The sequence below is a fragment of the Thalassococcus sp. genome (assembly GCF_982780845.1).
Window position 1 is genome coordinate 12,288 of the sequence record NZ_CEYADA010000020.1, and the last position, 25,005, is coordinate 37,292.

Consider the following 25,005-nt stretch of genomic DNA (forward strand, 5'->3'; position numbering starts at 1 on the left):
TCGAGTGGTCTTCGGTGGGACGAAGGCCGAGAATGGATCTGATTTCAATGCCGTCACTGACAAGACATGCCGGAGCCCGACGGTATGCGCTTGAACGAGTTTATCGCAAAGGTGACATAGACCATGGCACAATCCTTCCTTGGCCAAAAACGTCTTCGGAGATACTACGGTAAGATCCGCGAAGTTCTGGACATGCCGAACCTGATCGAGGTTCAAAAATCGTCTTACGACCTGTTCCTGAAATCTGGCGACCAGCCAGAGCCGCTTGACGGCGAAGGGATCAAGGGCGTTTTCCAGTCGGTTTTCCCGATCAAGGACTTTAATGAAACCTCGGTTCTCGAGTTCGTCAGCTACGAGCTTGAAAAGCCCAAATACGATGTTGAGGAATGTCAGCAGCGTGACATGACCTACAGCGCACCCCTGAAGGTGACGCTGCGCCTGATCGTATTTGATGTCGACGAAGACACCGGCGCCAAGTCCGTTAAGGATATCAAAGAACAAGACGTGTTCATGGGCGATATGCCTTTGATGACACCGAACGGTACGTTTGTTGTGAACGGTACCGAGCGTGTGATCGTGTCCCAGATGCACCGTTCGCCGGGCGTGTTCTTTGATCACGACAAAGGTAAAACGCACAGCTCGGGTAAATTGCTGTTCGCTTGCCGTATCATCCCGTACCGCGGTTCCTGGCTGGACTTCGAATTCGACGCGAAAGACATCGTCTTCGCCCGTATCGACCGTCGCCGTAAGCTGCCTGTGACTACCCTGCTGTATGCGCTGGGTCTGGACCAGGAAGCGATCATGGACGCGTACTACAACACGGTCACCTTCAACCTGCGTAAGGGCGAAGGCTGGGAGACCAAGTTCTTCCCCGAGCGTGTTCGCGGCACCCGCCCGATGTTCGATCTGATCGACGCCGACACAGGTGAAGTGATTGCCGAAGCTGGCAAGAAGGTCACTCCGCGCGCGGTTAAGAAACTGATCGACGAAGGCAAGGTTCAGAACCTGCTTGTTCCGTTCGAAAACATCCTTGGTAAGTTTGCAGCTCGCGACATTATCAACGAAGAAACTGGCGCGATCTACGTCGAAGCCGGTGACGAACTGACATGGACTGTCGACAAGGACGGTGAAGTCACAGGCGGCACGCTCAAAGAGCTGATCGACGCTGGCGTGACCGAGATTCCGGTTCTGGACATCGATAACATCAACGTCGGTCCGTACATGCGCAATACAATGGCGCAGGACAAGAACGCGACCCGCGAAACCGCGCTGATGGACATCTACCGCGTTATGCGTCCGGGTGAGCCGCCGACCGTTGAAGCAGCCTCTGCGCTGTTCGACACGCTGTTCTTCGACAGCGAGCGTTATGACCTGTCCGCCGTTGGCCGCGTGAAAATGAACATGCGTCTGGCGCTGGATAAGCCGGATACGCAGCGTACGCTGGATCGTGAAGACATTGTCCAGTGTATCAAAGCACTGGTTGATCTGCGTGACGGCCGTGGCGACATCGACGATATCGACCACCTTGGTAACCGTCGTGTCCGTTCCGTTGGCGAACTGATGGAAAACCAGTACCGCGTTGGCCTGCTTCGTATGGAGCGCGCGATCAAGGAACGTATGTCCTCGGTCGAGATCGACACGGTTATGCCGCAGGATCTGATCAACGCGAAACCGGCCGCTGCCGCTGTGCGCGAATTCTTTGGTTCGTCCCAGCTGTCGCAGTTCATGGACCAAACCAACCCGCTGTCGGAAGTCACGCACAAGCGTCGTCTCTCCGCGCTTGGGCCGGGCGGTCTGACACGCGAACGTGCGGGCTTTGAGGTTCGCGACGTTCACCCGACCCACTACGGTCGTATGTGTCCGATTGAAACGCCGGAAGGTCCGAACATTGGTCTGATCAACTCGCTGGCGACCTTCGCACGTGTGAACAAGTACGGCTTCATCGAAACACCCTACCGCGTCGTCAAAGACGGTAAGGTGACGGATGAAGTTCACTACATGTCCGCGACAGAAGAAATGCGCCACACCGTGGCTCAGGCGAACGCCAACCTCGATGAAGAGGGCCGTTTCGTCAACGATCTGGTCTCGACCCGTCAGTCCGGCGACTACACACTTGCTCCGAACGAAAGCGTTGACCTGATCGACGTTTCGCCGAAGCAGTTGGTCTCGGTTGCGGCATCTCTGATCCCGTTCCTTGAAAACGACGACGCTAACCGCGCCCTGATGGGTTCGAACATGCAACGTCAGGCCGTTCCGACCCTGCGCTCTGAAGCGCCGCTGGTTGGTACCGGTATCGAGGAAGTCGTGGCACGTGACTCGGGTGCGGCCATCATGGCCAAGCGTGCTGGTGTCATCGACCAGGTAGACGCGATGCGTATCGTTATCCGCGCGACAGAAGATCTCGAACCCGGCGATCCGGGCGTTGATATCTACCGTATGCGCAAGTTCCAGCGTTCCAACCAGAACACATGTATCAACCAGCGTCCGCTGGTGAAGGTGGGTGACACGGTCCAGAAAGGCGAGGTTATCGCTGACGGTCCGTCCACAGATATGGGTGAACTGGCGCTTGGTAAGAACGTGGTCGTCGCGTTCATGCCTTGGAACGGTTACAACTACGAAGACTCGATCCTGATCTCCGAGCGTATCTCGCGCGATGACGTCTTTACTTCGGTTCACATCGAAGAATTCGAAGTCGCCGCACGTGACACCAAGCTTGGGCCGGAAGAAATCACTCGCGACATTCCGAACGTCGGTGAAGAAGCGCTGCGCAACCTCGACGAGGCTGGCATCGTTTACATCGGTGCGGACGTAGAGCCGGGCGATATCCTTGTCGGTAAGATCACACCGAAGGGCGAAAGCCCGATGACGCCGGAAGAAAAGCTTCTGCGCGCTATCTTCGGTGAAAAGGCATCCGACGTTCGTGACACATCCCTGCGCGTGAAGCCCGGTGACTACGGCACAGTCGTAGAAGTCCGTGTCTTCAACCGCCATGGTGTTGAAAAAGACGAACGTGCCCTGCAGATCGAACGCGAAGAAATCGAACGTCTGGCACGTGACCGTGACGACGAACTCGCGATCCTGGACCGCAACATCTACGCGCGTCTGAAGGACATGATCTTTGGCAAAGTCGCTGTGAAAGGCCCGAAAGGCGTCAAAGCGAACTCGGTCATCGATGATGAACTGCTGGATAGCCTGACACGTGGTCAGTGGTGGCAGCTTGCTCTTGAGGACGAAGACGATGCGAAAATCGTCGAAGCCCTGCACGAGCAGTACGAGGCGCAGAAGCGTACTCTGGATGCCCGTTTCGAAGACAAGGTCGAAAAGGTCCGCCGCGGCGACGATCTGCCCCCGGGCGTTATGAAGATGGTCAAAGTCTTCATCGCCGTGAAGCGCAAGCTTCAGCCGGGCGATAAGATGGCGGGTCGTCACGGGAACAAAGGTGTTGTTTCCCGCGTGGTCCCGATGGAAGACATGCCGTTCCTCGAAGATGGTACGCCTGTTGACCTCTGTCTGAACCCGCTGGGCGTTCCGTCGCGTATGAACGTCGGTCAGATCCTTGAAACCCACATGGGTTGGGCCGCTCGTGCCCTTGGTCTGAAAGTCGATGATGCGCTGCAGGAATACCGTCGTTCCGGCGACCTGACACCTGTTCGCGAAGCGATGAAGCTGGTTTACGGCGAAGACGTTTACGCAGAAGGCATCCAAGGCCTCGACGAAAACGAACTGCTGGAAATCGCGGGCAACGTCACAAGCGGTGTTCCGATCGCAACGCCGGTCTTCGACGGTGCGAAAGAAGCAGACGTGAACGACGCTCTGGCGCGTGCCGGTTTCGATACTTCGGGTCAGTCGACACTGTTCGACGGTCGTACAGGTGAACAGTTCAGCCGTAAGGTCACCGTTGGTGTGAAATACCTGCTGAAACTGCACCACCTGGTCGATGACAAGATCCACGCACGTTCCACTGGCCCGTACAGCCTCGTTACGCAGCAGCCGCTGGGTGGTAAGGCACAGTTCGGTGGTCAGCGCTTCGGTGAGATGGAGGTCTGGGCTCTGGAAGCTTATGGCGCTGCATACACCCTGCAGGAAATGCTGACGGTCAAGTCGGATGACGTGGCTGGCCGGACGAAGGTCTATGAATCGATCGTCAAAGGCGAAGACAACTTTGAAGCCGGTGTTCCGGAATCCTTCAACGTTCTCGTCAAAGAGGTTCGCGGCCTTGGCCTGAATATGGAACTCCTGGATGCGGAGGAAGACGAAGAGTGATCAGGGCCTAGCCCGATCCAGACCGGCGGTGCGCCAACAGGCGCACCTGACGGTTCCACTCTTTTTCCCCCGCACCCTCTAATTTGTGAGGACACAATATGAACCAGGAACTGACCAACAACCCGTTCAACCCTCTCGCGGCACCCAAGGTGTTCGACGAGATCAAGGTTTCGCTGGCATCGCCCGAGCGGATCCTGTCTTGGTCCTTTGGTGAGATCAAGAAACCCGAAACCATCAACTACCGGACGTTCAAGCCCGAGCGTGACGGCCTGTTCTGTGCGCGTATCTTTGGCCCGATCAAAGACTACGAATGTCTCTGCGGGAAATATAAGCGCATGAAGTATCGCGGCGTTGTCTGCGAAAAATGTGGTGTTGAAGTTACCCTTCAGAAAGTGCGTCGCGAACGCATGGGCCACATCGAACTGGCAGCACCCTGCGCGCACATCTGGTTCCTGAAATCGCTGCCGTCCCGTATCGGTCTGATGCTGGACATGACGCTGCGTGATCTGGAACGCGTTCTGTATTTCGAAAACTACGTCGTGATCGAACCGGGTCTGACCGACCTGACCTACGGCCAGATGCTCAATGAAGAAGAGTATATGGACGCGCAGGACCAGTACGGCATGGACGCGTTTACCGCGAACATCGGTGCCGAAGCGATCCGCGAAATGCTGGCCCAGATCGATCTGGAAGCCGAAGCAGAGCAGCTGCGCGCTGATCTGAAAGAGGCGACAGGCGAACTGAAGCCCAAGAAGATCATCAAGCGTCTGAAGGTTGTCGAAAGCTTCCTGGAATCCGGCAACCGTCCGGAATGGATGATCATGACCGTGATCCCCGTGATCCCGCCGGAACTGCGTCCGCTGGTTCCGCTGGATGGCGGCCGTTTCGCGACATCGGACCTGAACGATCTGTACCGTCGTGTTATCAACCGGAACAACCGTCTGAAGCGTTTGATCGAACTGCGTGCGCCTGACATCATCGTCCGCAACGAAAAGCGGATGCTGCAGGAATCCGTTGACGCCTTGTTCGACAACGGTCGCCGTGGCCGCGTCATCACAGGTGCCAACAAGCGCCCGCTGAAGTCGCTGTCCGACATGCTGAAAGGTAAGCAGGGTCGTTTCCGTCAGAACCTTTTGGGTAAGCGCGTCGACTTCTCGGGTCGTTCGGTTATCGTGACCGGTCCGGAACTGAAGCTGCACCAGTGTGGTCTGCCGAAGAAGATGGCGCTCGAACTGTTCAAGCCGTTCATCTATTCGCGCCTTGAGGCCAAAGGTCTGTCTTCGACTGTTAAGCAGGCGAAGAAACTGGTCGAAAAAGAACGTCCCGAGGTGTGGGATATCCTTGATGAGGTTATCCGCGAACACCCCGTCATGCTGAACCGTGCGCCTACGCTGCACCGTCTTGGCATTCAGGCGTTCGAACCGGTTCTGATCGAAGGTAAAGCGATCCAGCTGCACCCGCTTGTTTGTTCGGCCTTTAACGCCGACTTCGACGGTGACCAGATGGCGGTTCACGTACCGCTGTCGCTGGAAGCCCAGCTTGAAGCCCGCGTTCTGATGATGTCGACGAACAACGTTCTGTCGCCCGCAAACGGCGCACCGATCATTGTTCCGTCGCAGGATATGATTTTGGGTCTGTACTACGTTTCCATCATGCGTGAAGGCATGAAGGGCGAAGGCATGTCCTTCTCGTCGCTGGAAGAGGTGGAACACGCCCTGAACGCTGGCGAAGTGCACCTGCACGCCAAAATCACCTGCCGCGTCAAGCAGATCGACGAAGAAGGCAACGAAGTCTGGAAGCGTTTCGAAACAACGCCGGGCCGTGTCCGTCTGGGCGCTCTGCTGCCGATGAACGCAAAAGCTCCGTTTGACCTGGTCAACACGCTGCTGCGTAAGAAAGACGTGCAGAAAGTTATCGACACCGTCTACCGTTACTGCGGTCAGAAAGAGTCTGTCATCTTCTGTGACCAGATCATGTCCACCGGCTTTAAAGAAGCTTTCAAGGCAGGCATCTCGTTCGGTAAGGACGACATGGTTATCCCTGACAGCAAATGGCCGATCGTCGAAGAGACACGTGATCAGGTTAAAGACTTTGAACAGCAGTACATGGACGGCCTGATCACTCAGGGCGAAAAGTACAACAAAGTTGTCGATGCGTGGTCGAAGTGTAACGACAAAGTCACCGAAGCGATGATGAGCACCATTTCGGCTGCTCAGCACGACGAGAATGGCGCAGAAATGGAACCGAACTCGGTTTACATGATGGCCCACTCCGGTGCTCGTGGCTCGGTTACTCAGATGAAGCAGCTGGGTGGTATGCGTGGCCTGATGGCGAAGCCGAACGGCGACATCATCGAAACGCCGATCATCTCGAACTTTAAAGAAGGTCTGACCGTTCTCGAGTACTTCAACTCGACACACGGTGCCCGTAAGGGTCTGTCGGATACCGCTTTGAAGACTGCGAACTCGGGTTATCTGACACGTCGTCTGGTTGACGTTGCGCAGGACTGCATCATTCGCATGAATGACTGTGGCACTGACAAGTCGATCACAGCAGAAGCCGCCATCAACGACGGTGAAGTTGTTGCATCCCTGGGCGAACGTATTCTGGGCCGCGTGGCTGCAGAAGACATCCTGCGTCCGGGTACAGACGAGGTCATCATTCGTGAAGGCCAGCTGATCGACGAACGTATGTCCGATGCCGTCGAAGAGGCAGCAGTTCAGACAGCGCGCATCCGCTCGCCGCTGACCTGTGAGGCCGAAGAAGGCGTCTGCGCAATGTGCTACGGTCGTGACCTTGCACGCGGTACAATGGTGAACACAGGTGAAGCTGTCGGTATTATCGCCGCTCAGTCCATCGGTGAACCGGGTACACAGCTGACAATGCGTACGTTCCACATCGGTGGTGTTGCTCAGGGTGGTCAGCAGTCCTTCCTCGAGGCATCGCAGGAAGGTAAGATCGCCTACGAAAACGACCAGACCATTGAAAACGCCAACGGCGAAACACTGGTTGTCGGCCGCAACATGAAGCTGCGGATCATGGACGAGCACGGTGCCGAACGCGCCAGCCACAAGCTGGGCTATGGTACCAAGCTGTTCCTGAAAGAAGGTCAGGACGTGTCCCGCGGTGACAAACTGTTCGAATGGGACCCGTACACACTGCCGATCATCGCCGAGAAAGACGGTATCGTCCGTCACGTCGACCTTGTGAACGGTCTGGCCGTCCGCGAAGAGACCGACGATGCGACAGGCATGACCCAGAAGATCGTGATCGACTGGCGTGCGGCGCCGAAAGGCAACGAGCTGAAGCCGGAAATCATCCTGATGGGTGAAGATGGCGAGCCCGTACGCAACGCAGTTGGCAACCCGATCACCTACCCGATGTCCGTGGACGCGATCCTGTCGTCCGAAGACGGTCAGAAGGTTCAGGCTGGTGACGTTGTGGCCCGTATCCCGCGCGAAGGTGCGAAGACGAAGGACATTACCGGTGGTCTGCCGCGTGTGGCCGAACTCTTCGAAGCACGTCGTCCGAAAGATCACGCGATCATCGCGGAAATCGACGGCTACGTGCGCTTTGGCAAGGACTACAAGAACAAGCGTCGCATCTCGATCGAGCCGGCGGACGACAGCCTCGAGCCGAAGGAATATATGATCCCGAAGGGCAAGCATATTCCGGTTGGCGAAGGCGACTTTGTCCAGAAGGGCGATTACATCATGGACGGCAACCCCGCGCCGCATGACATCCTGTCCATCATGGGTGTCGAAGCGCTGGCGAACTACATGATCGACGAAGTTCAGGACGTCTATCGTCTGCAGGGCGTTAAGATCAACGACAAGCACGTCGAAGTGATCGTTCGCCAGATGCTGCAGAAGTGGGAGATTCTGGACAGCGGTGACACAACGCTTCTGAAGGGCGAACATGTCGATAAGGCAGAGTTCGACGCGATGAACGAGAAGACCATCAAGAAGGGCGGCCGTCCGGCACAGGGCGAACCGATCCTGCTTGGTATCACGAAGGCGTCCTTGCAGACCCGTTCGTTCATCTCGGCTGCGTCCTTCCAGGAAACAACCCGCGTTCTGACCGAGGCATCGGTTCAGGGCAAGAAAGACAAGCTGGTTGGCCTGAAAGAGAACGTCATCGTGGGTCGTCTGATCCCTGCCGGTACAGGTGGCGCGATGCAGAAAGTGCGTCGTATCGCAACCGAGCGCGACAACGTCGTTATCGAAGCACGCCGCGACGAAGCGCAAGCTGCAGCTGCTCTGGCCGCTCCGGAAGCATCGTCTGGCGAAGACGACGTAATCGGTGGCGACGCGTTCGACACACTGGTCGTCGATACGCCGGAAAGCCGCGAGTAAGATCGCTTTTATAGAAATTGGAAAAGGCCCTGCGATTGCGGGGCCTTTTTTCTTTGGGGGCTTTGCCCCCTTGGCCTGCGGCCAATTCCCCCAAGGTATTTGGGGAAAGAAAATAGCAGGTTGTTAAGCTTTTTGAGCGAACGTTCGTGTGCGGTACAGGCGGAGGCGCCGTTGACCGTGAAAGGAAATGCAGCGCATTTCAGGCCCGTCCCGTAAAAAGGGCGGGCTGTTTATTTGGAAGCGAGCCGGTCGGCCTTTTTGCGGACCAGGACGTTCCGCAGGTCGTGCATGGCAAGCAGAAGCGCGTCTGTGACGCTTTCCAGTTGGTCATCTGTGGCTTTGGATTGGGCCCATTGGGTGGTCAGGTTGAGATGGTCCACGGCGCGGTGGATATCGTCCACATCGCGTTGCGCCAGAAGCGCCTGACGGTCGGAAATCCAGTCTTGGATGGCAAGTTTTTCGCCCTCGGTCAGGGCGCGGTCGCCATGGGGTTTGATGTCGCCATTGCGAACGTTGGCGATGGCGATCTGTTCCATATCGATCCGGCGTTGCCGGTTTTCTGTGTCGACGCGGAAGACGACAGCGCCATTTTCACGCACACGGAAGTAAAGCTCGGGCAAAGTCATGGGAAACCTCAGGTCAGTCCGGCGCAGAAGGATTTGATACGGTCGCAGGCCTCGGTCAGGGCCTCATCCGAGGTGGCATAGCTGATGCGGAAATGCGGGCTTAGTCCGAAAGCCGCGCCAAAGACGACGGCCACGCCCTTTTCTTCCAGAAGCGCGGTTGCGAAATCCTCATCATTCTCGATCTTGCGCCCGCCTTCGCTGGTCTTGCCGATGCAGCCTGCGACAGACGGATACACGTAGAACGCGCCTTCGGGGGTGGGGCAGGTGATGCCTGCGCAATCGTTCAGACCCGCGACAACCAGATCGCGACGGCGCAGGAACGCATCACAGCGGGTTGCGAGGAAGTCCTGAGGGCCGTTCAGCGCCTCCACAGCGGCCCATTGGCTGATCGAACAGGGGTTCGTTGTGGATTGCGACTGGATCTTGCGCATGGCGTTGATGATGACCTCGGGGCCTGCGGCATAGCCGATGCGCCAGCCTGTCATGGCATAAGCCTTGGACACACCGTTCACGGTCAGCGTCCGGTCATAAAGCTTGGGCTCGACCTGTGCTGGCGTGCAGAACTTGAAGTCATCAAAGGCCAGATGTTCATACATGTCATCGGTCAGCACCCAGACATGTTCATGCCGCAGCAGAACATCTGTCAGGGCCTTCAATTCGTCCCAGCTGGACCCCGCACCGGTCGGGTTGGAGGGCGAGTTGAACAGGAACCACTTTGTGTTCGGCGTGATCGCTGCCTCAAGGGCGTCGGGCGTCAGCTTGAAGCCGGTGTCCATGGGGCAGTCGACAATCACGGGTGTCCCCCCGCCCAGACGGACGATGTCGGGGTAGCTGACCCAGTAAGGAGCAGGGATGATCACCTCGTCGCCGGGGTTCAGGCTGGCCATCAGGGCGTTGTACAGAACCTGTTTGCCGCCGGTAGATACAGACACCTGCGACGGTTGGTAGCTCAGGCCGTTTTCGCGCTGGAACTTGTCACAGATCGCCTGTTTCAGTTCGGGAATACCGTCGGGCGCGGTGTATTTTGTCTTGCCTGCGTGGATTGCCGCAATAGCTGCTTCTTTGATGTTATCCGGCGTGTCGAAGTCGGGCTCACCGGCTCCGAGCGAGATAATATCCTTGCCCGCATCGGCCAATTCACGGGCCAATTGCGAAACTGCAACGGTGGGAGATGGTTTGACCCTCGCGAGGGTCTCGGACAAAAAGGGCATGGAAACCGTTCCCGATATGGCTGTTACCCATGTCTTAAGTCGGCATCGACGGGCATGCAATGCTGTATGAAACTGACGACCTATAAGGAGACACAGATGAGCACAGACGACTGGTATGGACCTGAAACAGCAACATTCGGTGACCGGATCGCGGCTGCACGGGACGCAGCGGGAATGACGCCGGAACAGTTCGCACGTCGCATCGGTGTCAAACTGAAGACGCTGCAGAACTGGGAAGCAGACATTTCGGAGCCGCGCGCCAACAAGCTTTCGATGATCTCGGGTCTGTTGAACGTGTCGATTGGCTGGCTGTTGATGGGCGAAGGCGACGGTGTTGAAGCACCCCTTGACGAAATGGCCCCCTCCGCTGATGTAAAGGCCGTCCTGCAGGACATGCGTGATCTGCAGGTTGAAATTAAGTCGATGGCTGGCCGTATGTCGCGTTTGGAAAAACGTCTGCGGACCGCAATCGCCAACGGGGGCTGATATGCAGGAAATCCGACCGGAAAATGAAACCCGCGAAAACAAGATCAAACGCTTGGCGATGCGGTCCATGCGTCGCGGGACGAAGGAAATGGATTTAATCCTGATGCGCTTTGCTGATGCGCGTCTGTCAGGCATGACAGACGACCAACTGGCCCATTACGATGATCTGTTGTCGGAAAATGATCAGGATCTCTACAAATGGATTTCCGGTCAGGATGCGGCGCCTTCGGAATTTTCCGGTCTGATTTCCGAAATTGCAGCCCAAGAGCCTGCGAAATAACTCAGATTTTATCGAAACGTCGTGGTTTAACCGATTTTTCGTGAAATTAGCGCAACGTTCTCTGCGTTTACGGACAAACGGAGAGACAGATGAGCATACATTCCACGCTCGGTACACCGGCCCGTTCCGGGTTCATGACCGGGTATCTTGAGGCATTGGCACTGGTCGAACGGCTTCACCGTTTGCTGCTGGATGTGATCAAGGACGAATTCGAACGTACCAACGTGCTGGATATCAACGCGGTTCAGGCGCTTTTGTTGTTCAACATCGGCGACAACGAGGTGACGGCGGGCGAGCTTAAATCGCGCGGCTATTATCAGGGGTCCAACGTCAGCTATAACCTGAAAAAGCTGGTCGAAATGGGCTATATGCATCACCAGCGCTGCGAAATCGACCGCCGGTCTGTGCGGGTTAAGCTAACGCCAAAGGGCCGCGAAATCCGCGCCATCGTGGACAAGCTGTTCCAGCGTCACGCCGAAGGTATCGAAAAGAAGAACGTTCTGCGCGCAGAGGGTCTTCTGGACATCACGGACTCCCTCAAGCGCGTTGAACGCTATTGGACCGATCAGATCAGGTACATCTATTAATTGGCGGCAATATCGGCACGATCCGGATCATCCAGATGGCCGACCACCATACCGCCGATTTCACGCAAAAGTTTGCGCGTCATCGCGTTTTTGTAACCGACATAGCCCGTGGAAGTTTCGACAAAGGCGCCCGGACCGTGGCGCACTTGATCCTCGAAATAGAATTCAACCATCGGGTCGGCCCCCAGAACGGCGAGGCCATTGACGGTGACATCAGAGAACGGAAAATGTTTGTAGGCCAATTGCGGGCCGAACCCGTCATTACTGATGCCGTCGCCTGAAACATCGATCACCTTGCGATCACATTGCGGCGCACGTTCCAGCATCGTGGCTCCGAACCCAAGGGCATAGCCCATCGCGGTCGGAAACCGCGTAAAGCTGCGTTTGGACGAGGCTATGGCCGCGACGACCCGATCGATGTCGGAGTTGTCGTTGATAAGCGACCAGTTCAGAACGATATGGTTCTGCCGCCGGCCGCTCCATTCGTAGACGGCGAGGGCAACAGGAGTGCCGGATGCCAGCAGCGCACGGCGCACGTCGGGATCGTCCAGCGCCAAAGCCACGCCATTGCGCTGAAGATCGTATTCTTCGGCGTCAACCGATGAGGACACATCAAGCGCAAGCAGCAGGGCCAAGCTGCAATCAGCCCGAGCCAGCGCGGGAAAACAGAAGGCAGCAGCCGCCACCGCGCCGGTTAGGGCACGATGGTAAAAGGATCGCCGCTGCCCGCTGCCGCTTACCAATGGCCCGTATTCTCCATCGAGGCCCACGGCTCTTGCGGGGGAAGGGCATCGCCCTCTTGCAGCAGTTCGACCGACACGTTGTCGGGCGAGCGGACAAAGGCCATGTGGCCGTCACGCGGCGGGCGGTTGATCGTCACGCCGTTGTCCATAAGCTTTTGGCAAAGTTCATAAATGTTGCCGACTTTATAGGCGAGGTGGCCAAAGTGGCGGCTGTCCGAAGGCAACCCGTCATCGCCATCCCAGTTATACGTCAGCTCAACATCTGCGGTGCCATCGTCCTGATCCGGCGGGCAGAGAAACACCAGCGTAAAGCGCCCCGCCTCGCTTTCCTTGCGCTGGCGTTCTTTCAGGCCAAGCAGTTTGTAAAACGCAATCGACGCCTCAAGGTCTTTGACGCGGACCATCGTGTGCAAATATCGGATCGACATAGGGTGTCCTCGGTTTGAAATCTTTATCCGAGGGTAGCGGCCCGCGCGGGTTTGTCGAGGGGCTCAGAACCGGGATTTCAGGCCCAGCTGCAAACCCAGATTGTCACGGTCGTAAATCGCTAGGTTTGAATCCGTCTCTTCCGTGCGGATTTTTACTGTTGGAACAAAGCCGTAGTAATCCAGCGCATTGACGGTGAAATTCACCTCGGCTCCGTAGGTATAGTCGTCGCGGTCGCCAAACGACACGGTGGTCGCATCAAAGTGCCGGTGCTTGGCATCAACGGCCAGCTGCACCTTTGTGCCGAACACGGGCTTGCCCCATGCAAAGGCCACAAAGGCAGAGCGTTCTTCGAAATCCAGATACGTCGCGTCCGATTGGCTGCTGGCCTGACCAACACCCACCTGAAGCCCGTGACCGCCGGGTATGACGTAACTCAGGCTGGCCGAACTGCGCAGCAAATTGGCGTCCTGACGTTCGCCCAGACCTTCTTGCCATTCGTGGTTCACAGTCAAACTCGCCGCCAGCTTTGGCGTGATCGCATACCTCAGACCAGTCGAGGCGGTTGCGCTCTGGCTGAGCGGCTCACCGCCGTACCACGCCTTGTTCACACCGATCTGGCCGTTCAGCGCCAATCGCCCATTGGCAGCAAACCAGTCTTGCGACAGCCCCGCCGACAGTTGTGTAAGCGCAAAGTCGCTGCCCTTGGTGTCAGGTGCAATATCCTTGGCTTCCTCGGACAGGCTGTAGGTCTTGTGCGAGGCCGCAAAGCTTAGGCTTGTACGTGTCTGTTTCGTCTTTCGCAGCGTGTAACGCGTGGAAAGTCCGTAGGAATATTCAACGCCCGACAGCGCCCGTGCTGATCCCTGCAGCACAAAATCGAACGGCAGATCGTAAATCGACACCGTGTCACTGCTGGATCCACCATTAACGTTCGAACTGGGCGAGACCGAGAAACTCAGTTGCGTGGACCACGGGTTTTGTTCACGCACATACCGGAAATCACGCTCGGCCTTGGCCCTCAGTTCCGGTGTCGGCGCAATCTGCAACGCCCGGCGCAACCACCACTGCGCCCGCGTGCGTGCCCCGTCCGACGACAAGGCCTGCGCATTGGCCAGTGCCGCAGCATATTTGACCTCATCGTTATTGGCATATTTCCACGCATTCTGCGCAGCGGATTTTGCCAAATCGCTCTGTCCTACATCCCGCGCAGCACGACTGACTAACAACCATGCATCAGCGTCTTCGGGATCGCGAACTGTCAGGGCCTCTGCCACACGCAACGCCTGAACTGGCTGACGGTTGACCAAAAGGGTCACAGCCAATCGGCGCATTTCATCCGGCGTGTAGGTTCCCGACGCAACAGTGACCTGTCCTGCCCCAGTATCGGATAGGGCAGGTGCCGCAAGCGCAAAGCTGGCGGCTGCAATGCAGATCAGACAACGTGCCAGTCGCATGGTTGGCGCCCTCTTTAATCAGGTCCGCGCAGTTAGCGTGTGACGATGAAGCCGCCGGTTTCTTCGAACGAGGTCGAGTTTCTAGGGTCTGTACCGGTCATCACAACAATACCGACAATCTCGGAAGCACCGTCACCTGCCATGATCGCATAGTAGTTACCGCTCGACAGGTTCGTGGTTGAGCCATTGTCCAGTTCGAGCAGCGTAAAGACTTCGCTTGTGACTTCGCCGTTTGTATCGGCGGCATCTATACGGATTACTGGGTTGATGTCAGGCAGATTGTCTTGGCCAAGTTCGTTGGTCGGACGAACACCTTGGGTATTGGCGGCCATCAGCGCATCGAGATATTCGGTTGTCACGTCGTTCCCGTTGATATCGTAGAGATGACGGTCAACGACATAAAGCGATACGCCCGGAGCTTGGTTAAAGTCGTTGAAGTCCACGCTCATGACTGCTGTGCCTGTCACATAGTCGAGGCCTGTGGTGCCTTCGTAGACACGGACGCCGCCGTAGTCGCCTATGTAGGTCGCCTGAATGTCGGTGGGCAGTGTGACACTGCCTTCACGTTCGTATGTATATCCGCGGAACCCAAAGTCGTTGTAACCGGCCGGACGCACAATCGCGAATTTTGTCGTACCAGTATCCGAGACGCCATAGACGGCACGGTATTCTGCATCATCGTGTTGAAGGCCGGAAATGGGATCGATGCCCGGAGCGTCGGATTCATACACGGCAATATTCGGGGCCAAGGACGATACTGCAGTCCCGCGGCTGTATGTGTTGTCGCCGTCAAACGCGAGGTTATCAACGTAGAAAGTATCGGTTGCCGAGTCATAGTCGTAGCCGGTTGCGACACCCGCGCCTTCGCCGTCATCTGCTTCTACGCGAACAATTGCTGTGTCCGGTGTTGGGCTTGCTGTGCCCGGCGGTAAGGTGCGATCGCCGCCGATGGGATCAGCATCGTCTTCGGTGTCTGTACCGGTATCCGTGTCCGTTTCTTCTTCTTCGGTGTTCTGCAGCGGGTTGCTGCCGCCACCGCCGCACGCGGAAACAAGCGCCAATGCCAAAATCATCGCGGAAATACGTAACATGCCTTAACTGCCCCGAACCTAATTTATTTGGGTTTGCCAATACCCTGAGAATACCCCACTGCCAAGTCAACCTTAACGAAGGTCTTGACCGCGAAATAAATTTTCCTGCGGCTTAAATGTCTTCACTCTATATGGTGGTTTTCCCCGAAGTTATCTGCAACATATGGGGCGAGCGATTCATCTGGTGGGAGAAGACAAACCATGCCCCTGACACAAGACCAACAGGACGAAATCAACGAACTGCGGTCCACCACCACACAGACCCTGCGGGCGACAGCCCCCGGCATGGAAAAGCATCTGTACACCGCCTATCCGGTTCTGGATCACGGCTTTGTCCGTGTGATCGACTATATGGGCGACGACAACGCGATCACGCAGGCGGCGCGTGTATCTTACGGCAAAGGCACCAAGGCCGTTTCGAATGACGAAGGTCTGATCCGCTACCTGATGCGCCACTGGCACTCGACCCCGTTCGAGATGTGCGAGTTGAAGCTGCACGTCAAACTGCCCGTCTTCGTGGCGCGCCAGTGGATCCGCCACCGGACGGCAAACGTGAACGAATACTCCGCCCGCTATTCGATTCTGGATCGCGAATTCTACATTCCTGCGCCGGAACATCTGGCGGCGCAGTCTGTGGTCAACAACCAAGGCCGCGGCGAGGCGCTGAGCGGCGAAGAGGCCGAGCGCGTGCTGCGCTACCTGCGCGATGATGCGATGCGCTGCTATGATCACTACGAAGAGATGATCAATCAGGACGACCAGCAGGGTCTGGCCCGCGAACTGGCCCGCATGAACCTGCCTGCAAACGTCTACACCCAGTGGTACTGGAAGGTGGATCTGCACAACCTGCTGCACTTCCTGCGCCTGCGTGCCGATGCCCACGCCCAGTACGAAATCCGCGTCTATGCCGATGAAATCTGCAAGCTGGTCGCTGATTGGGTGCCCTACGCCTACAAAGCGTTCGAAGACTACCGCATGGGCGGCGCGACCCTGTCGTCCACCGCACTGGACTGCGTCCGCCGCATGATCAAAGGCGAAGAGGTCACGCAGGAAAATTCCGGCATGTCCAAAGGCGAATGGCGCGAATTCCAAGCGCTGCTGTAACGTCAGATCAGACCAATGACTTTACGAAGGCCGGCACCATGCGTGCCGGCTTTCTTTGTTATGTATTTTAAAGCTTGTATTGACCCGCATCATCAGAGATGGCGTCCACCGCCACATCCTCAGCAGAGGAGCGCTCTTTCTTGATAGTAGGAGGTGGTTTCTTCCATGCATTCAAAAGCACGCCGACATTGGCATAGAAGCTTGGTACTATCTCTTCTAAATCCACAATGAAATTTGTTTGCTGAGTGAAGCGACCGCCTAATCTCTTTGAATAGAACACGCTAAAGCTATGAGGTGATTTGCCTTCCATTCCGACTTCGGCGAGCGCTATGTCTTCCTTCAATTCTGAATATAAGTGCTGTGTCGGAGGAGCGCTGCCGGGCCACAGGAGGCGAACAAATAAGTCTTCGGTCTTCTCGGTTTTGATTTGTCGTAATAACCAATTCAATCGTGCTTTGGTTGACACCTTATCTTCTGGAGCGCGTAACGTCATGCCCACTTCGATGGTTCTTCGCGGGATGTTCGCGTTGATATCTAGTGTTGCGGCGGCATCTGGAATTTCCAATGAGGCATTGAGTTCCTGAGTTTCGCACAACTTGGACAAGGCGTCCTTTTCTCGATCAGCCAAATTGTTTTTGTGATTTCTGGATAGCTTTTCGCTCACAGATGCTTCGGTCATTCGGCTTAAGATCAGGGATAGGTCCCTTGTTTCCTGATGCCAAGCCTGAACCACCTCCAGCGCGTCGCTGGATCTTTTAGGAACGATTCCGCCGCTTGATATCAGTTTGTTGAGGTCGCTCCACGCTTTAGGCATACGGTCAAAGCCCTTAACGCCTGCGCTTTCATGCGAGAGAAACCGACGCAATTCGTTTAGTAAAAGCTTTTGATCGTTGTCGGAAACGTTGTCCTGATTGAGCAGCAAGTCAGCCTCGGTAAGGATGTGCATCCATGACCAATGATAAACAGGTATTTTCGATCTGCTTCTGCTAACTCCATCGACCGGATGTTGGGATGGAGTTGGGGTAAACTGATTGGAGATGGTGATTACGCAATCAAGATTGTTATCCTTGGCAAGTTGCCGATATTTCTCGATTTGCTCAAGATTCAATTCGGAGTTAGCTATCTTCGCTTCGACCAGCGCGCGCCACTCCTTTCTGCCGCTGTTTAGCACAATTAGACCGTCCGGTCTGTCCTTGGGCCCGGTCAGTCGGTTTTTGAAAACGACTTCAGTGTAGGTGTCGATCTTTGAGCGAGTGCCGACCCGTTGACCAAGCGTGGAGAGTAAGCTCGCGCCGAACTCGTCTACCTTCGATAAGCAAGCTAGAACGATCGAAGTCGTTCGTCCCTCTTTTGAAGTTGTCGATAAAACTGGAAACAGCCTCGCGGTTTCCCCTTGGATTAAAAAGTCAGGAAGTAAATCTTTCAATTTGAAGCTCCTTTAATAACTTCAAGTTGATTTATTTCCGCTCCGCTCGTCAATGAATTGTTGGCATGGCGCTCAAGTGCATTCGTTCGGAGGAAAAGAGCAGGAGATGCTCTTGTGGGAAGCGGTAGAACCTTGTTGACGCATGTCCGTGCCAACACATCAGCCATCATGAATGGTTTGAAAAGTTTGACTTAATCAGCAGTCTGGGTAAGATTCAGCGCAGCAAGTGGGGCGCTTTGGTCCCGAGTATCAAGAGTTTTACGGGGGAACCCATGCGGTTTACAAAAACACTTCCGGCGGCGGTTGCTGCACTGGTGCTAAGCACGTCGACGGCTTTTGCGTGGGATGATGCCTACAAGGGCGACGCCACGCACAATCCGAACAGCAACGTTCTGATGCACGAATACAAAGCCGCAAACAATTGCCCGGCAGGCCAGCAGCCTGTGATGATGGGTGGCGTGATCTGCTGCGGCGAGCCGAACGCAGGCCCCTACATCAACCGTGTCAGCGCGCCGAAGAAAAAGGTCGTGCGCAGCTACAGCGCGCCTGTTGGCGTGAAGGGTGTCTATGCGCCTATTGGTGAAAAAGGCGTGGTTTACCGCTAAGCCTTCTGCTGCTCTTGGCTTCTGGGAAAAGGACGCGTATACGCGCGCCCTGACGAATTAGGAGTCCCGATCGCCATGCAAGGCAGCGCCAACCTAAACATCATGATCAAAGCGGCCCGTAAGGCGGGCCGTTCCTTGGTAAAAGATTTTCGCGAAGTCGAGAATCTGCAGGTGTCCATGAAGGGCGCAGGCGACTTTGTCAGCCGCGCTGATCTGGCGGCGGAAAAAATCCTGAAAGAAGAACTGTTGGGCGCACGTCCCACCTACGGCTGGTTGGCCGAAGAAGGTGGCGAGATCGACGGCGAAGACCCGACACGCCGCTGGATCGTCGATCCGCTGGACGGCACAACAAACTTCCTGCACGGCTTGCCCCATTGGGCAGTGTCCATCGCGTTGGAACACAAAGGCCAGATCGTGGCCGGTGTGGTCTTTGACGCGGCCAAGGACGAGTTGTTCTATGCAGAGCGCGGTGCAGGTGCATGGCTGAACGACAACAAACGTCTGCGCGTTTCTGGTCGTACGCGCATGATCGAAGCGATCTTTGCCACAGGCATTCCGTTCGCTGCGAAAAAGACGCTGCCTGCCACGCTAAAAGATTTGGCGAACCTGATGCCTGCATGCGCCGGTGTGCGCCGCTTCGGTTCCGCCGCGCTGGATTTGGCCTACGTCGCCGCTGGCCGTTACGACGGCTATTGGGAACGTGAGCTTCAGATCTGGGACACAGCCGCTGGTGCGCTTCTGGCGCTTGAGGCCGGTGCCTTGGTTTCCGGTGTACGTGAAGGTCAGGACCCGCTGGAAAGCGGTTCGATCCTTTGTGCGAACAACCAGATTTTCGATCAGTTCGCCCGCACGATCCGCGAAGCGTAATCAGCGCTTTCTTCTGATTTTCGGAACATTGGTCCGCCCGATGCGATAGGTCGCTTCGGGATGCGGCGGTTGTCCGTCTGTCCGATCCCAGAAATCCGGCCCGCCCAGCGCGCGCCAGATGGGTAGGGCCAGCACCACGCCCGCAATAAAGCCGCCCGCGTGCGCCCAATAGGCCACGCCGCCCGCGTCGGTCGCCGTGCCGATCCCGCCGATCAATTGCATGCCGAACCACAGGGCCAGCATAATCCACGCAGGGATCGTGATAACGCGGAAGATGATGATCAGGATGATCAGAATATCCACCTGCGCCCTTGGGAACAGCAGCAGGTAAGCCCCCATCACACCCGCAATCGCGCCCGAGGCACCGACCATGGGAACAGGGGTAAAGGGTTCGGTCAGATACTGCGCGCCACCGGCGGCCAGACCGCAGGCCAGATAGAACAAGGCAAAGCCCAGATGGCCCATCTTGTCTTCGATATTGTCGCCGAAAATATACAGAAACAGCATATTGCCAGCCAAATGCGCGATACCGCCATGTAAAAACATCGAACTGACGAACCCGCCCAGCCCATCGCCCTGGCTGACGCGGGCGGGGATCAGGGCGTAATCATAGAAAAAGCGGTTCAACTCCATCTCTTGCGAAAAGAGAGGATAATAGCCGATGAAGATCAGGACATTCGCCGCGATCAGAAGGTAGGTGACAAAGGGCACGCGCCCCGACGGGTTGTGATCGCGAATTGGAAACATGCAATCAAAGTCGGGGCGAACGGGCGGGGCGTCAAGATGCCCCGCTTAATAGTTTCGCATTTCCGCCCGCTGCTGTGGTGTCCACACAGACGTGGCGTTCACCCATCACGTGGCCCGTGTCAGGTGCGCCCGTGATCAGCGGCAGGATCGGACCAGCGCGCTGGGCCAATGCCTTGCGATACCCGCGGCCGGTGTCATGATCGCCCCACCAGATGGCGCCTGCGATGTTGCCGAAGCCCGCCAGTTTGGCTGGCTCCAACTGGCCGGACACGGTTTTGGCGGTGCCGCCCATCGCTTCGATCATTTGGACCTGACGCGCGATGTCGTCACTGGTCGGGCCAAGGCAGAGGATCGGTTTGCGTGGGCGAAGCGTCAGCACGTTGGATTCGCCGGTCGGGCCGGGCAGTTCCAATTGGGTGTCCGGCGCGGCCTTGGGTTCGGTCTGATCCACGGGATGCGCACGGAAGCGATCCAGATACAAAGGCCCGCCTGCTTTCGGGCCAGTGCCGGACAGACCTTCGCCACCAAAGGGCTGGCTGCCGACAATCGCGCCGATCTGGTTGCGGTTCACATAGATATTTCCTGCCTCGATCCGATCAGCCACGTATTGAACGCGATCGTCGATCCGTGTCTGCAGGCCAAAGGTCAGCCCGTAACCCGTCCCGTTGATGGCATCGATCACGGCGTCCAGTTCGTCCGATTTGAAGGTCGCGACGTGCAGGACGGGGCCGAAAACCTCTTTCCCCAGATCGGCGATGCTGTTCACCTTGATCAACGTGGGCGCAACGAAGTGGCCGGTGTCAGGGCAGGGCAGCGCATGCAGCACACGGCCTTTGGCCATAGCTTCGTCGATATAATCCTGAATGCCTGCGCGTGCCTCTTCGTCGATAACGGGGCCGACATCGCAGCGCGTCTGCCAGGGGTCGCCGATTTGCAGACAATCCATCGCGCCTTTCAACATGTCGATAAACCCGTCTGCGATGTCTTCCTGCACATACAGGCACCGCAGGGCCGAGCAGCGCTGGCCTGCGGATTGGAAGGCAGACTCGATAATCGCCTGAACCGCTTGTTCGGGCAGGGCCGTTGAATCCACGACCATCGCGTTCAACCCGCCGGTTTCCGCAATCAGCGGCGCACCGGGGTTCAGATGCTTCGCCATCGTCTTGTGAATGATCTGCGCGGTCTCTGTCGATCCGGTGAAGGCGACCCCGTCAATGGCGGGGTTCGATGTCAGGGCAGCGCCTGTCGCCCCATCACCCGGCAGGATTTGCAGGGCAGTGGGGGGCACGCCCGCCTCGATCATCAGTTCGGCGGCACGCACAGCAATCAGCGGCGTCTGTTCTGCCGGTTTGGCCAGAACCGCGTTTCCTGCGGCCAAGGCGGCCGCGATCTGGCCTGTGAAGATGGCCAAGGGGAAGTTCCACGGGCTGATGCAGGCAAACCGCCCCAAGGCGGGCGCATCAGTGGCGCGGGCTGCGTAGTAGCGCAGGAAATCCACCGCCTCGCGGAGTTCGGCAATTGCGTCCATCACGCTTTTACCCGCCTCGCGGTGCAGGAGCGCGAAGAGTTCGCCAAAGTTTTCCTCATACAGATGCGCCGCATGGGTCAGCGCGGCGGCGCGCACCACAGCAGGAGCGTTCCAAGGGCTGGCGGCCTCAACCGCCTTTGCAACGGTTTCGGGACCGGCCCACGTGACTTGGCCTACGTGGTCGTCCGGTTTTGCGGGATTGAGCACAGGGTGCGCCGTTCCGTCAGGCGTCTGACCCACAACAACCGGATCGGCCGTCCATGCGTGGTTGGCAAAGGCGCCACGCGCCGCATCAATCGCCGACATGTCCGGCGTATCGCGCATATCCCAGCCTTTGGAGTTCGCACGTTCCGGCATGAACAGATCAGGTCCGGTCTGGATGGCCGCGCCAGAGATGTTGTCGAAAGGATCGGCAGCGATTTCGGTCGGGCTGACGTCCTCGTCTACGATCTGGTTGACGAATGACGAATTCGCCCCGTTTTCCAGCAGGCGACGCACAAGATAGGCCAGCAGATCGCGATGCGCGCCAACCGGCGCATAGATACGGCAGCGCGTGCCGTTGCGCGATTTGATGATGTCGTGCAATGCCTCGCCCATGCCGTGAAGGCGTTGGAATTCAAAGGCTTTCAGATCATCCGCCATGTGTAGAACGGCAGCAACGGTATGCGCATTGTGCGTCGCGAACTGCGGATAAATCCGGTCGGTCATACCCAACAGTTTCCGCGCGATCGAGATATAGGACACGTCCGTTGCGGCCTTGGACGTAAAGACCGGAAAGCTGTCCAATCCCGCCACCTGCGCGCGGTTGATTTCGGTGTCCCAATAGGCGCCCTTGACCAGACGCACCATGATCTTGCGGTCCAGTCTTGTGGCCAGATCATACAGCCAGTCAACCACGTCTGCGGCCCGTTTGCCGTAGGCCTGAACCACCACGCCGAACCCGTCCCAACCGGCCAGCGTGGGATCGGCAAGAACCGCTTCGATCACATCCAGCGAAACGGTCAGGCGGTCCGCCTCTTCCGCATCGACGTTCAACCCGATGCCAGCCTGCGCGGCCTCGATGCAGAGCGCGCGGAAACGGGGGGTCAGCTCTTGTTCCACAAGATCGCGTTGCAGAATGTCATAGCGCGGATGCAGCGCCGACAGTTTTACCGAAATGCCCGGATTTTCGCGGATATCGTCATGTTTTGCCGCACCCGCGATGGCGCGGATAGCGTTCCGATATGCCTCGAAATAGCGCTGGGCGTCTTCGTCGGTGCGCGCCGCTTCGCCCAGCATGTCGTAGGAATAGGTATAACCCTTGGCCTCGGACCTGCTGGCGCGCTTCATGGCCGAGGCGATAGTTTCGCCCAGAACAAACTGATTGCCCATTTCACGCATCGCGCGGGACACCGCCGTGCGGATCACCGGTTCGCCCAAACGCCGGATTGCGCTGCGCAGATGGCTGACGGGGCCTTTGTCTTCGTCATGCAAAACACGTCCCGTCAACATCAGCGCCCAAGTCGAGGCGTTCACTAAAGGCGAGGTCGAATGCCCCAAATGGCTGGCCCAATCCGACGGCGCGATTTTATCTTCGATCAACGCATCGATGGTGTCGGCATCCGGAACGCGCAGCAGCGCCTCGGCCAGACACATCAGCGCGATGCCCTCGTCGGTGGACAGACCGTATTCTGCCAGAAACACCTCCATCAAACCGGGGCGTGTGTCGTCGCGGATGGCGCGCACCAGAATGGCGGCCTCGGTGCTGATCATGTCGCGATCCGTGGCGGACAGATCTGCACTGGCCTTCAGATTGGCGATCTTCTGGGCTTCATCGGCATAGGCACTATGCTCAATTGCGTCGCGCAGGGCATGTGAGGTGTTTTTAAGCATGGCAATCTCCGGTCGATATGACTATGATACGCGATATTGTGCGGTGATTTTCTCTGAAGTTTGCCGTTTCAAATATCTAAAAAACTAAAAAACGGGTAATTTTCGATGCAAATGGCAATGGTGGATTTCGATCGCTTCGATCAGGCAATCATGCGCACCTTGGCCGAGGATGGCCGAATCTCGATCACCGAACTGGCAAAGCGGATCGGTCTTTCGAAATCCCCGACACAGGCCCGTTTGCGCAGGCTTGAAGAGATCGGCGCGATCCGTGGCTACCGCGCCATTCTTGATCCGATCACCTTGGGTCTAGACCACGTCGCCTTTGTCGAGGTGCGCCTGTCCGACACGCGCGAAGCGGCGCTGGCCAAGTTCAACGCGGCTGTTGCCAAAGTGCCTGAAATCGAACAATGCCACCTGATTGCGGGCAACTTCGACTATTTGCTCAAGGTTCGCACCCACGACATGCGATCCTATCGTCGTGTTCTGGCGGACCATATTTCAACGCTTCCCTATATGGCGGGCACCTCAACCTATGTGGCGATGCAAGCGGTGAAAGAGGAAAGTCTCGCAGACGTGACTTGACCCAAAGCCGGTCGCCGTGGTCGCATTCACGGTATGATACGCGCTTTGATCATAACCAGCTTGGGCCTTGTACCTCTGCCTGCTATGGCGGACTGCCCCGAGTTTTCGCATCAAACCCCTGAAATCGAAGCGCTGATTGCGGCCATCCAGAACGCGGATACCGAATATGAGGCCCAGCAGCTGAATGATCAGCTGTGGGCGCTGTGGACGGATGCGCCGGATGAAACCGCGCAGATGCTTTTGAACGAAGGCATGTCTGCACGGTCGTCGTATGATTACATGCGCGCCCTCGACCGGTTCAGCAAGTTGGTGGACTACTGTCCCGATTATGCCGAAGGCTACAATCAGCGGGCCTTCATCAATTTCCTGCGCGAAGATTATGAGGCCGCCTTGCCCGATCTGGACAAGGCGTTGTCCCTTAACCCCACCCACATCGGGGCCTATTCGGGGTTGGCCCTGACTTTGTTCGGATTGGATCGTTTTTCCGAAGGCGCAAAGGTGCTGCGCGAGGCGTTGGAACTGAACCCCTGGCTGTCAGAACGTCATCTTTTGCAAGAACTTCCCGGCGAAGAGCTCTGAGCTACTTCCACTTCCCGAAACACGCCGCTATGGTCGCGCTGCTGGCCCGCGTGGTGGAATGGTAGACACAGGAGACTTAAAATCTCCAGGCAGTAATGCCGTGCCGGTTCGAGTCCGGCCGCGGGTACCAGCGAGTTGTATATCCTGAGTATACATAGGGCGAATGTCAC

General features: G+C 57.0%; 19 protein-coding genes and 1 tRNA gene. 11 read left to right on the forward strand and 9 right to left on the reverse strand.

The window, feature by feature from the left end; all coding sequences use genetic code 11:
* Window positions 1-123 precede the first annotated feature (123 nt).
* Together rpoB and rpoC are read left to right on the forward strand one after the other, a co-directional pair.
* On the forward strand, window positions 124-4,263 hold the full coding sequence (gene rpoB, locus AC4FIA_RS16940) for a DNA-directed RNA polymerase subunit beta (RefSeq protein ID WP_490366813.1): 4,140 nt from the start codon (window positions 124-126) through the stop codon (window positions 4,261-4,263).
* A gap of 98 nt (window positions 4,264-4,361) precedes the next feature.
* Window positions 4,362-8,618, forward strand: a complete 4,257-nt coding sequence (gene rpoC, locus AC4FIA_RS16945) for a DNA-directed RNA polymerase subunit beta' (RefSeq protein ID WP_490366814.1) — start codon at window positions 4,362-4,364, stop codon at window positions 8,616-8,618.
* A 230-nt stretch (window positions 8,619-8,848) separates the two neighbouring features.
* Here the strand turns inward: rpoC and AC4FIA_RS16950 are convergent, their stop codons facing one another.
* Window positions 8,849-9,244 carry a hypothetical protein gene (locus tag AC4FIA_RS16950; RefSeq protein WP_490366815.1) on the reverse strand — a complete coding sequence of 132 codons (396 nt, stop codon included), beginning with the start codon at window positions 9,242-9,244 and terminating at the stop codon, window positions 8,849-8,851.
* 8 nt (window positions 9,245-9,252) lie between these two features.
* Window positions 9,253-10,455 (reverse strand): pyridoxal phosphate-dependent aminotransferase, encoded by a 1,203-nt coding sequence (locus tag AC4FIA_RS16955; protein WP_490366816.1) that lies wholly within the window; start codon window positions 10,453-10,455, stop codon window positions 9,253-9,255.
* Window positions 10,456-10,551: 96 nt separating this feature from the next.
* Between AC4FIA_RS16955 and AC4FIA_RS16960 the strand changes: the two genes are divergently transcribed.
* The 3 genes from AC4FIA_RS16960 (at window position 10,552) to AC4FIA_RS16970 (ending at window position 11,808) form a co-directional block, all read left to right on the forward strand.
* The gene (locus tag AC4FIA_RS16960) at window positions 10,552-10,941 is read left to right on the forward strand and encodes a helix-turn-helix domain-containing protein (RefSeq protein WP_490366817.1); all 390 of its coding nucleotides are present in this window, start codon (window positions 10,552-10,554) and stop codon (window positions 10,939-10,941) included.
* 1 nt (window position 10,942) lies between these two features.
* Window positions 10,943-11,221, forward strand: a complete 279-nt coding sequence (locus AC4FIA_RS16965) for a succinate dehydrogenase assembly factor 2 (RefSeq protein ID WP_103911463.1) — start codon at window positions 10,943-10,945, stop codon at window positions 11,219-11,221.
* Between the two features lie 89 nt (window positions 11,222-11,310).
* On the forward strand, window positions 11,311-11,808 hold the full coding sequence (locus tag AC4FIA_RS16970; protein WP_488050053.1) for a MarR family winged helix-turn-helix transcriptional regulator: 498 nt from the start codon (window positions 11,311-11,313) through the stop codon (window positions 11,806-11,808).
* Here the strand turns inward: AC4FIA_RS16970 and AC4FIA_RS16975 are convergent.
* The 4 genes from AC4FIA_RS16975 to AC4FIA_RS16990 form a co-directional block, all read right to left on the reverse strand.
* Window positions 11,805-12,443: a DUF1194 domain-containing protein gene (locus AC4FIA_RS16975; protein WP_490366818.1), complete on the reverse strand. Its 639-nt coding sequence runs from the start codon at window positions 12,441-12,443 to the stop codon at window positions 11,805-11,807. The two genes, AC4FIA_RS16970 and AC4FIA_RS16975, sit on opposite strands and share 4 nt — an antisense overlap.
* Window positions 12,444-12,544: 101 nt before the next feature.
* On the reverse strand, window positions 12,545-12,979 hold the full coding sequence (locus tag AC4FIA_RS16980; protein ID WP_103911460.1) for a VOC family protein: 435 nt from the start codon (window positions 12,977-12,979) through the stop codon (window positions 12,545-12,547).
* A gap of 63 nt (window positions 12,980-13,042) precedes the next feature.
* Complete coding sequence (locus AC4FIA_RS16985; protein ID WP_490366819.1) at window positions 13,043-14,434, reverse strand: surface lipoprotein assembly modifier; 1,392 nt, start codon at window positions 14,432-14,434, stop codon at window positions 13,043-13,045.
* A gap of 32 nt (window positions 14,435-14,466) precedes the next feature.
* Window positions 14,467-15,525 carry a hypothetical protein gene (locus AC4FIA_RS16990; RefSeq protein ID WP_490366820.1) on the reverse strand — a complete coding sequence of 353 codons (1,059 nt, stop codon included), beginning with the start codon at window positions 15,523-15,525 and terminating at the stop codon, window positions 14,467-14,469.
* Between the two features lie 201 nt (window positions 15,526-15,726).
* Here AC4FIA_RS16990 and thyX point away from each other — a divergent pair, with 201 nt between their 5' ends.
* Window positions 15,727-16,629 carry an FAD-dependent thymidylate synthase gene (gene thyX, locus AC4FIA_RS16995; RefSeq protein WP_490366821.1) on the forward strand — a complete coding sequence of 301 codons (903 nt, stop codon included), beginning with the start codon at window positions 15,727-15,729 and terminating at the stop codon, window positions 16,627-16,629.
* Window positions 16,630-16,696: 67 nt separating this feature from the next.
* Here the strand turns inward: thyX and AC4FIA_RS17000 are convergent, their stop codons facing one another.
* The gene (locus AC4FIA_RS17000) at window positions 16,697-18,055 is read right to left on the reverse strand and encodes a hypothetical protein (RefSeq protein ID WP_490366822.1); all 1,359 of its coding nucleotides are present in this window, start codon (window positions 18,053-18,055) and stop codon (window positions 16,697-16,699) included.
* A gap of 272 nt (window positions 18,056-18,327) precedes the next feature.
* Between AC4FIA_RS17000 and AC4FIA_RS17005 the strand changes: the two genes are divergently transcribed.
* Both AC4FIA_RS17005 and AC4FIA_RS17010 read left to right on the forward strand, forming a co-directional pair.
* Window positions 18,328-18,660, forward strand: coding sequence for a hypothetical protein (locus AC4FIA_RS17005; RefSeq protein ID WP_490366823.1), 333 nt, complete (start codon window positions 18,328-18,330; stop codon window positions 18,658-18,660).
* 75 nt (window positions 18,661-18,735) lie between these two features.
* Window positions 18,736-19,527 (forward strand): inositol monophosphatase family protein, encoded by a 792-nt coding sequence (locus AC4FIA_RS17010; RefSeq protein WP_103911456.1) that lies wholly within the window; start codon window positions 18,736-18,738, stop codon window positions 19,525-19,527.
* Here the strand turns inward: AC4FIA_RS17010 and AC4FIA_RS17015 are convergent, their stop codons facing one another.
* Window positions 19,528-20,274 (reverse strand): rhomboid family intramembrane serine protease, encoded by a 747-nt coding sequence (locus tag AC4FIA_RS17015; RefSeq protein WP_490366824.1) that lies wholly within the window; start codon window positions 20,272-20,274, stop codon window positions 19,528-19,530.
* Between the two features lie 31 nt (window positions 20,275-20,305).
* Window positions 20,306-23,674, reverse strand: a complete 3,369-nt coding sequence (gene putA, locus AC4FIA_RS17020) for a bifunctional proline dehydrogenase/L-glutamate gamma-semialdehyde dehydrogenase PutA (RefSeq protein ID WP_490366825.1) — start codon at window positions 23,672-23,674, stop codon at window positions 20,306-20,308.
* A gap of 117 nt (window positions 23,675-23,791) precedes the next feature.
* Between putA and AC4FIA_RS17025 the strand changes: the two genes are divergently transcribed.
* From AC4FIA_RS17025 to AC4FIA_RS17035, 3 genes are all read left to right on the forward strand, one after another.
* On the forward strand, window positions 23,792-24,256 hold the full coding sequence (locus AC4FIA_RS17025) for an Lrp/AsnC family transcriptional regulator (RefSeq protein ID WP_407703075.1): 465 nt from the start codon (window positions 23,792-23,794) through the stop codon (window positions 24,254-24,256).
* Between the two features lie 45 nt (window positions 24,257-24,301).
* Window positions 24,302-24,835, forward strand: coding sequence for a tetratricopeptide repeat protein (locus tag AC4FIA_RS17030; protein ID WP_490366826.1), 534 nt, complete (start codon window positions 24,302-24,304; stop codon window positions 24,833-24,835).
* Window positions 24,836-24,879: 44 nt separating this feature from the next.
* Window positions 24,880-24,965 (forward strand) — tRNA-Leu (locus AC4FIA_RS17035).
* The last annotated feature ends 40 nt before the right edge of the window (window positions 24,966-25,005 follow it).

Bases quoted from the DNA above. Each gene is read 5' to 3' on its own strand.
- rpoB (WP_490366813.1), top strand. From the start codon at position 124: ATGGCACAATCCTTCCTTGGCCAAAAACGTCTTCGGAGATACTACGGT.
- rpoC (WP_490366814.1), top strand. From the start codon at position 4,362: ATGAACCAGGAACTGACCAACAACCCGTTCAACCCTCTCGCGGCACCC.
- AC4FIA_RS16950 (WP_490366815.1), bottom strand. From the start codon at position 9,244: ATGACTTTGCCCGAGCTTTACTTCCGTGTGCGTGAAAATGGCGCTGTC.
- AC4FIA_RS16955 (WP_490366816.1), bottom strand. From the start codon at position 10,455: ATGCCCTTTTTGTCCGAGACCCTCGCGAGGGTCAAACCATCTCCCACC.
- AC4FIA_RS16960 (WP_490366817.1), top strand. From the start codon at position 10,552: ATGAGCACAGACGACTGGTATGGACCTGAAACAGCAACATTCGGTGAC.
- AC4FIA_RS16965 (WP_103911463.1), top strand. From the start codon at position 10,943: ATGCAGGAAATCCGACCGGAAAATGAAACCCGCGAAAACAAGATCAAA.
- AC4FIA_RS16970 (WP_488050053.1), top strand. From the start codon at position 11,311: ATGAGCATACATTCCACGCTCGGTACACCGGCCCGTTCCGGGTTCATG.
- AC4FIA_RS16980 (WP_103911460.1), bottom strand. From the start codon at position 12,979: ATGTCGATCCGATATTTGCACACGATGGTCCGCGTCAAAGACCTTGAG.
- AC4FIA_RS16985 (WP_490366819.1), bottom strand. From the start codon at position 14,434: ATGCGACTGGCACGTTGTCTGATCTGCATTGCAGCCGCCAGCTTTGCG.
- AC4FIA_RS16990 (WP_490366820.1), bottom strand. From the start codon at position 15,525: ATGTTACGTATTTCCGCGATGATTTTGGCATTGGCGCTTGTTTCCGCG.
- thyX (WP_490366821.1), top strand. From the start codon at position 15,727: ATGCCCCTGACACAAGACCAACAGGACGAAATCAACGAACTGCGGTCC.
- AC4FIA_RS17005 (WP_490366823.1), top strand. From the start codon at position 18,328: ATGCGGTTTACAAAAACACTTCCGGCGGCGGTTGCTGCACTGGTGCTA.
- AC4FIA_RS17010 (WP_103911456.1), top strand. From the start codon at position 18,736: ATGCAAGGCAGCGCCAACCTAAACATCATGATCAAAGCGGCCCGTAAG.
- AC4FIA_RS17015 (WP_490366824.1), bottom strand. From the start codon at position 20,274: ATGTTTCCAATTCGCGATCACAACCCGTCGGGGCGCGTGCCCTTTGTC.
- putA (WP_490366825.1), bottom strand. From the start codon at position 23,674: ATGCTTAAAAACACCTCACATGCCCTGCGCGACGCAATTGAGCATAGT.
- AC4FIA_RS17025 (WP_407703075.1), top strand. From the start codon at position 23,792: ATGGTGGATTTCGATCGCTTCGATCAGGCAATCATGCGCACCTTGGCC.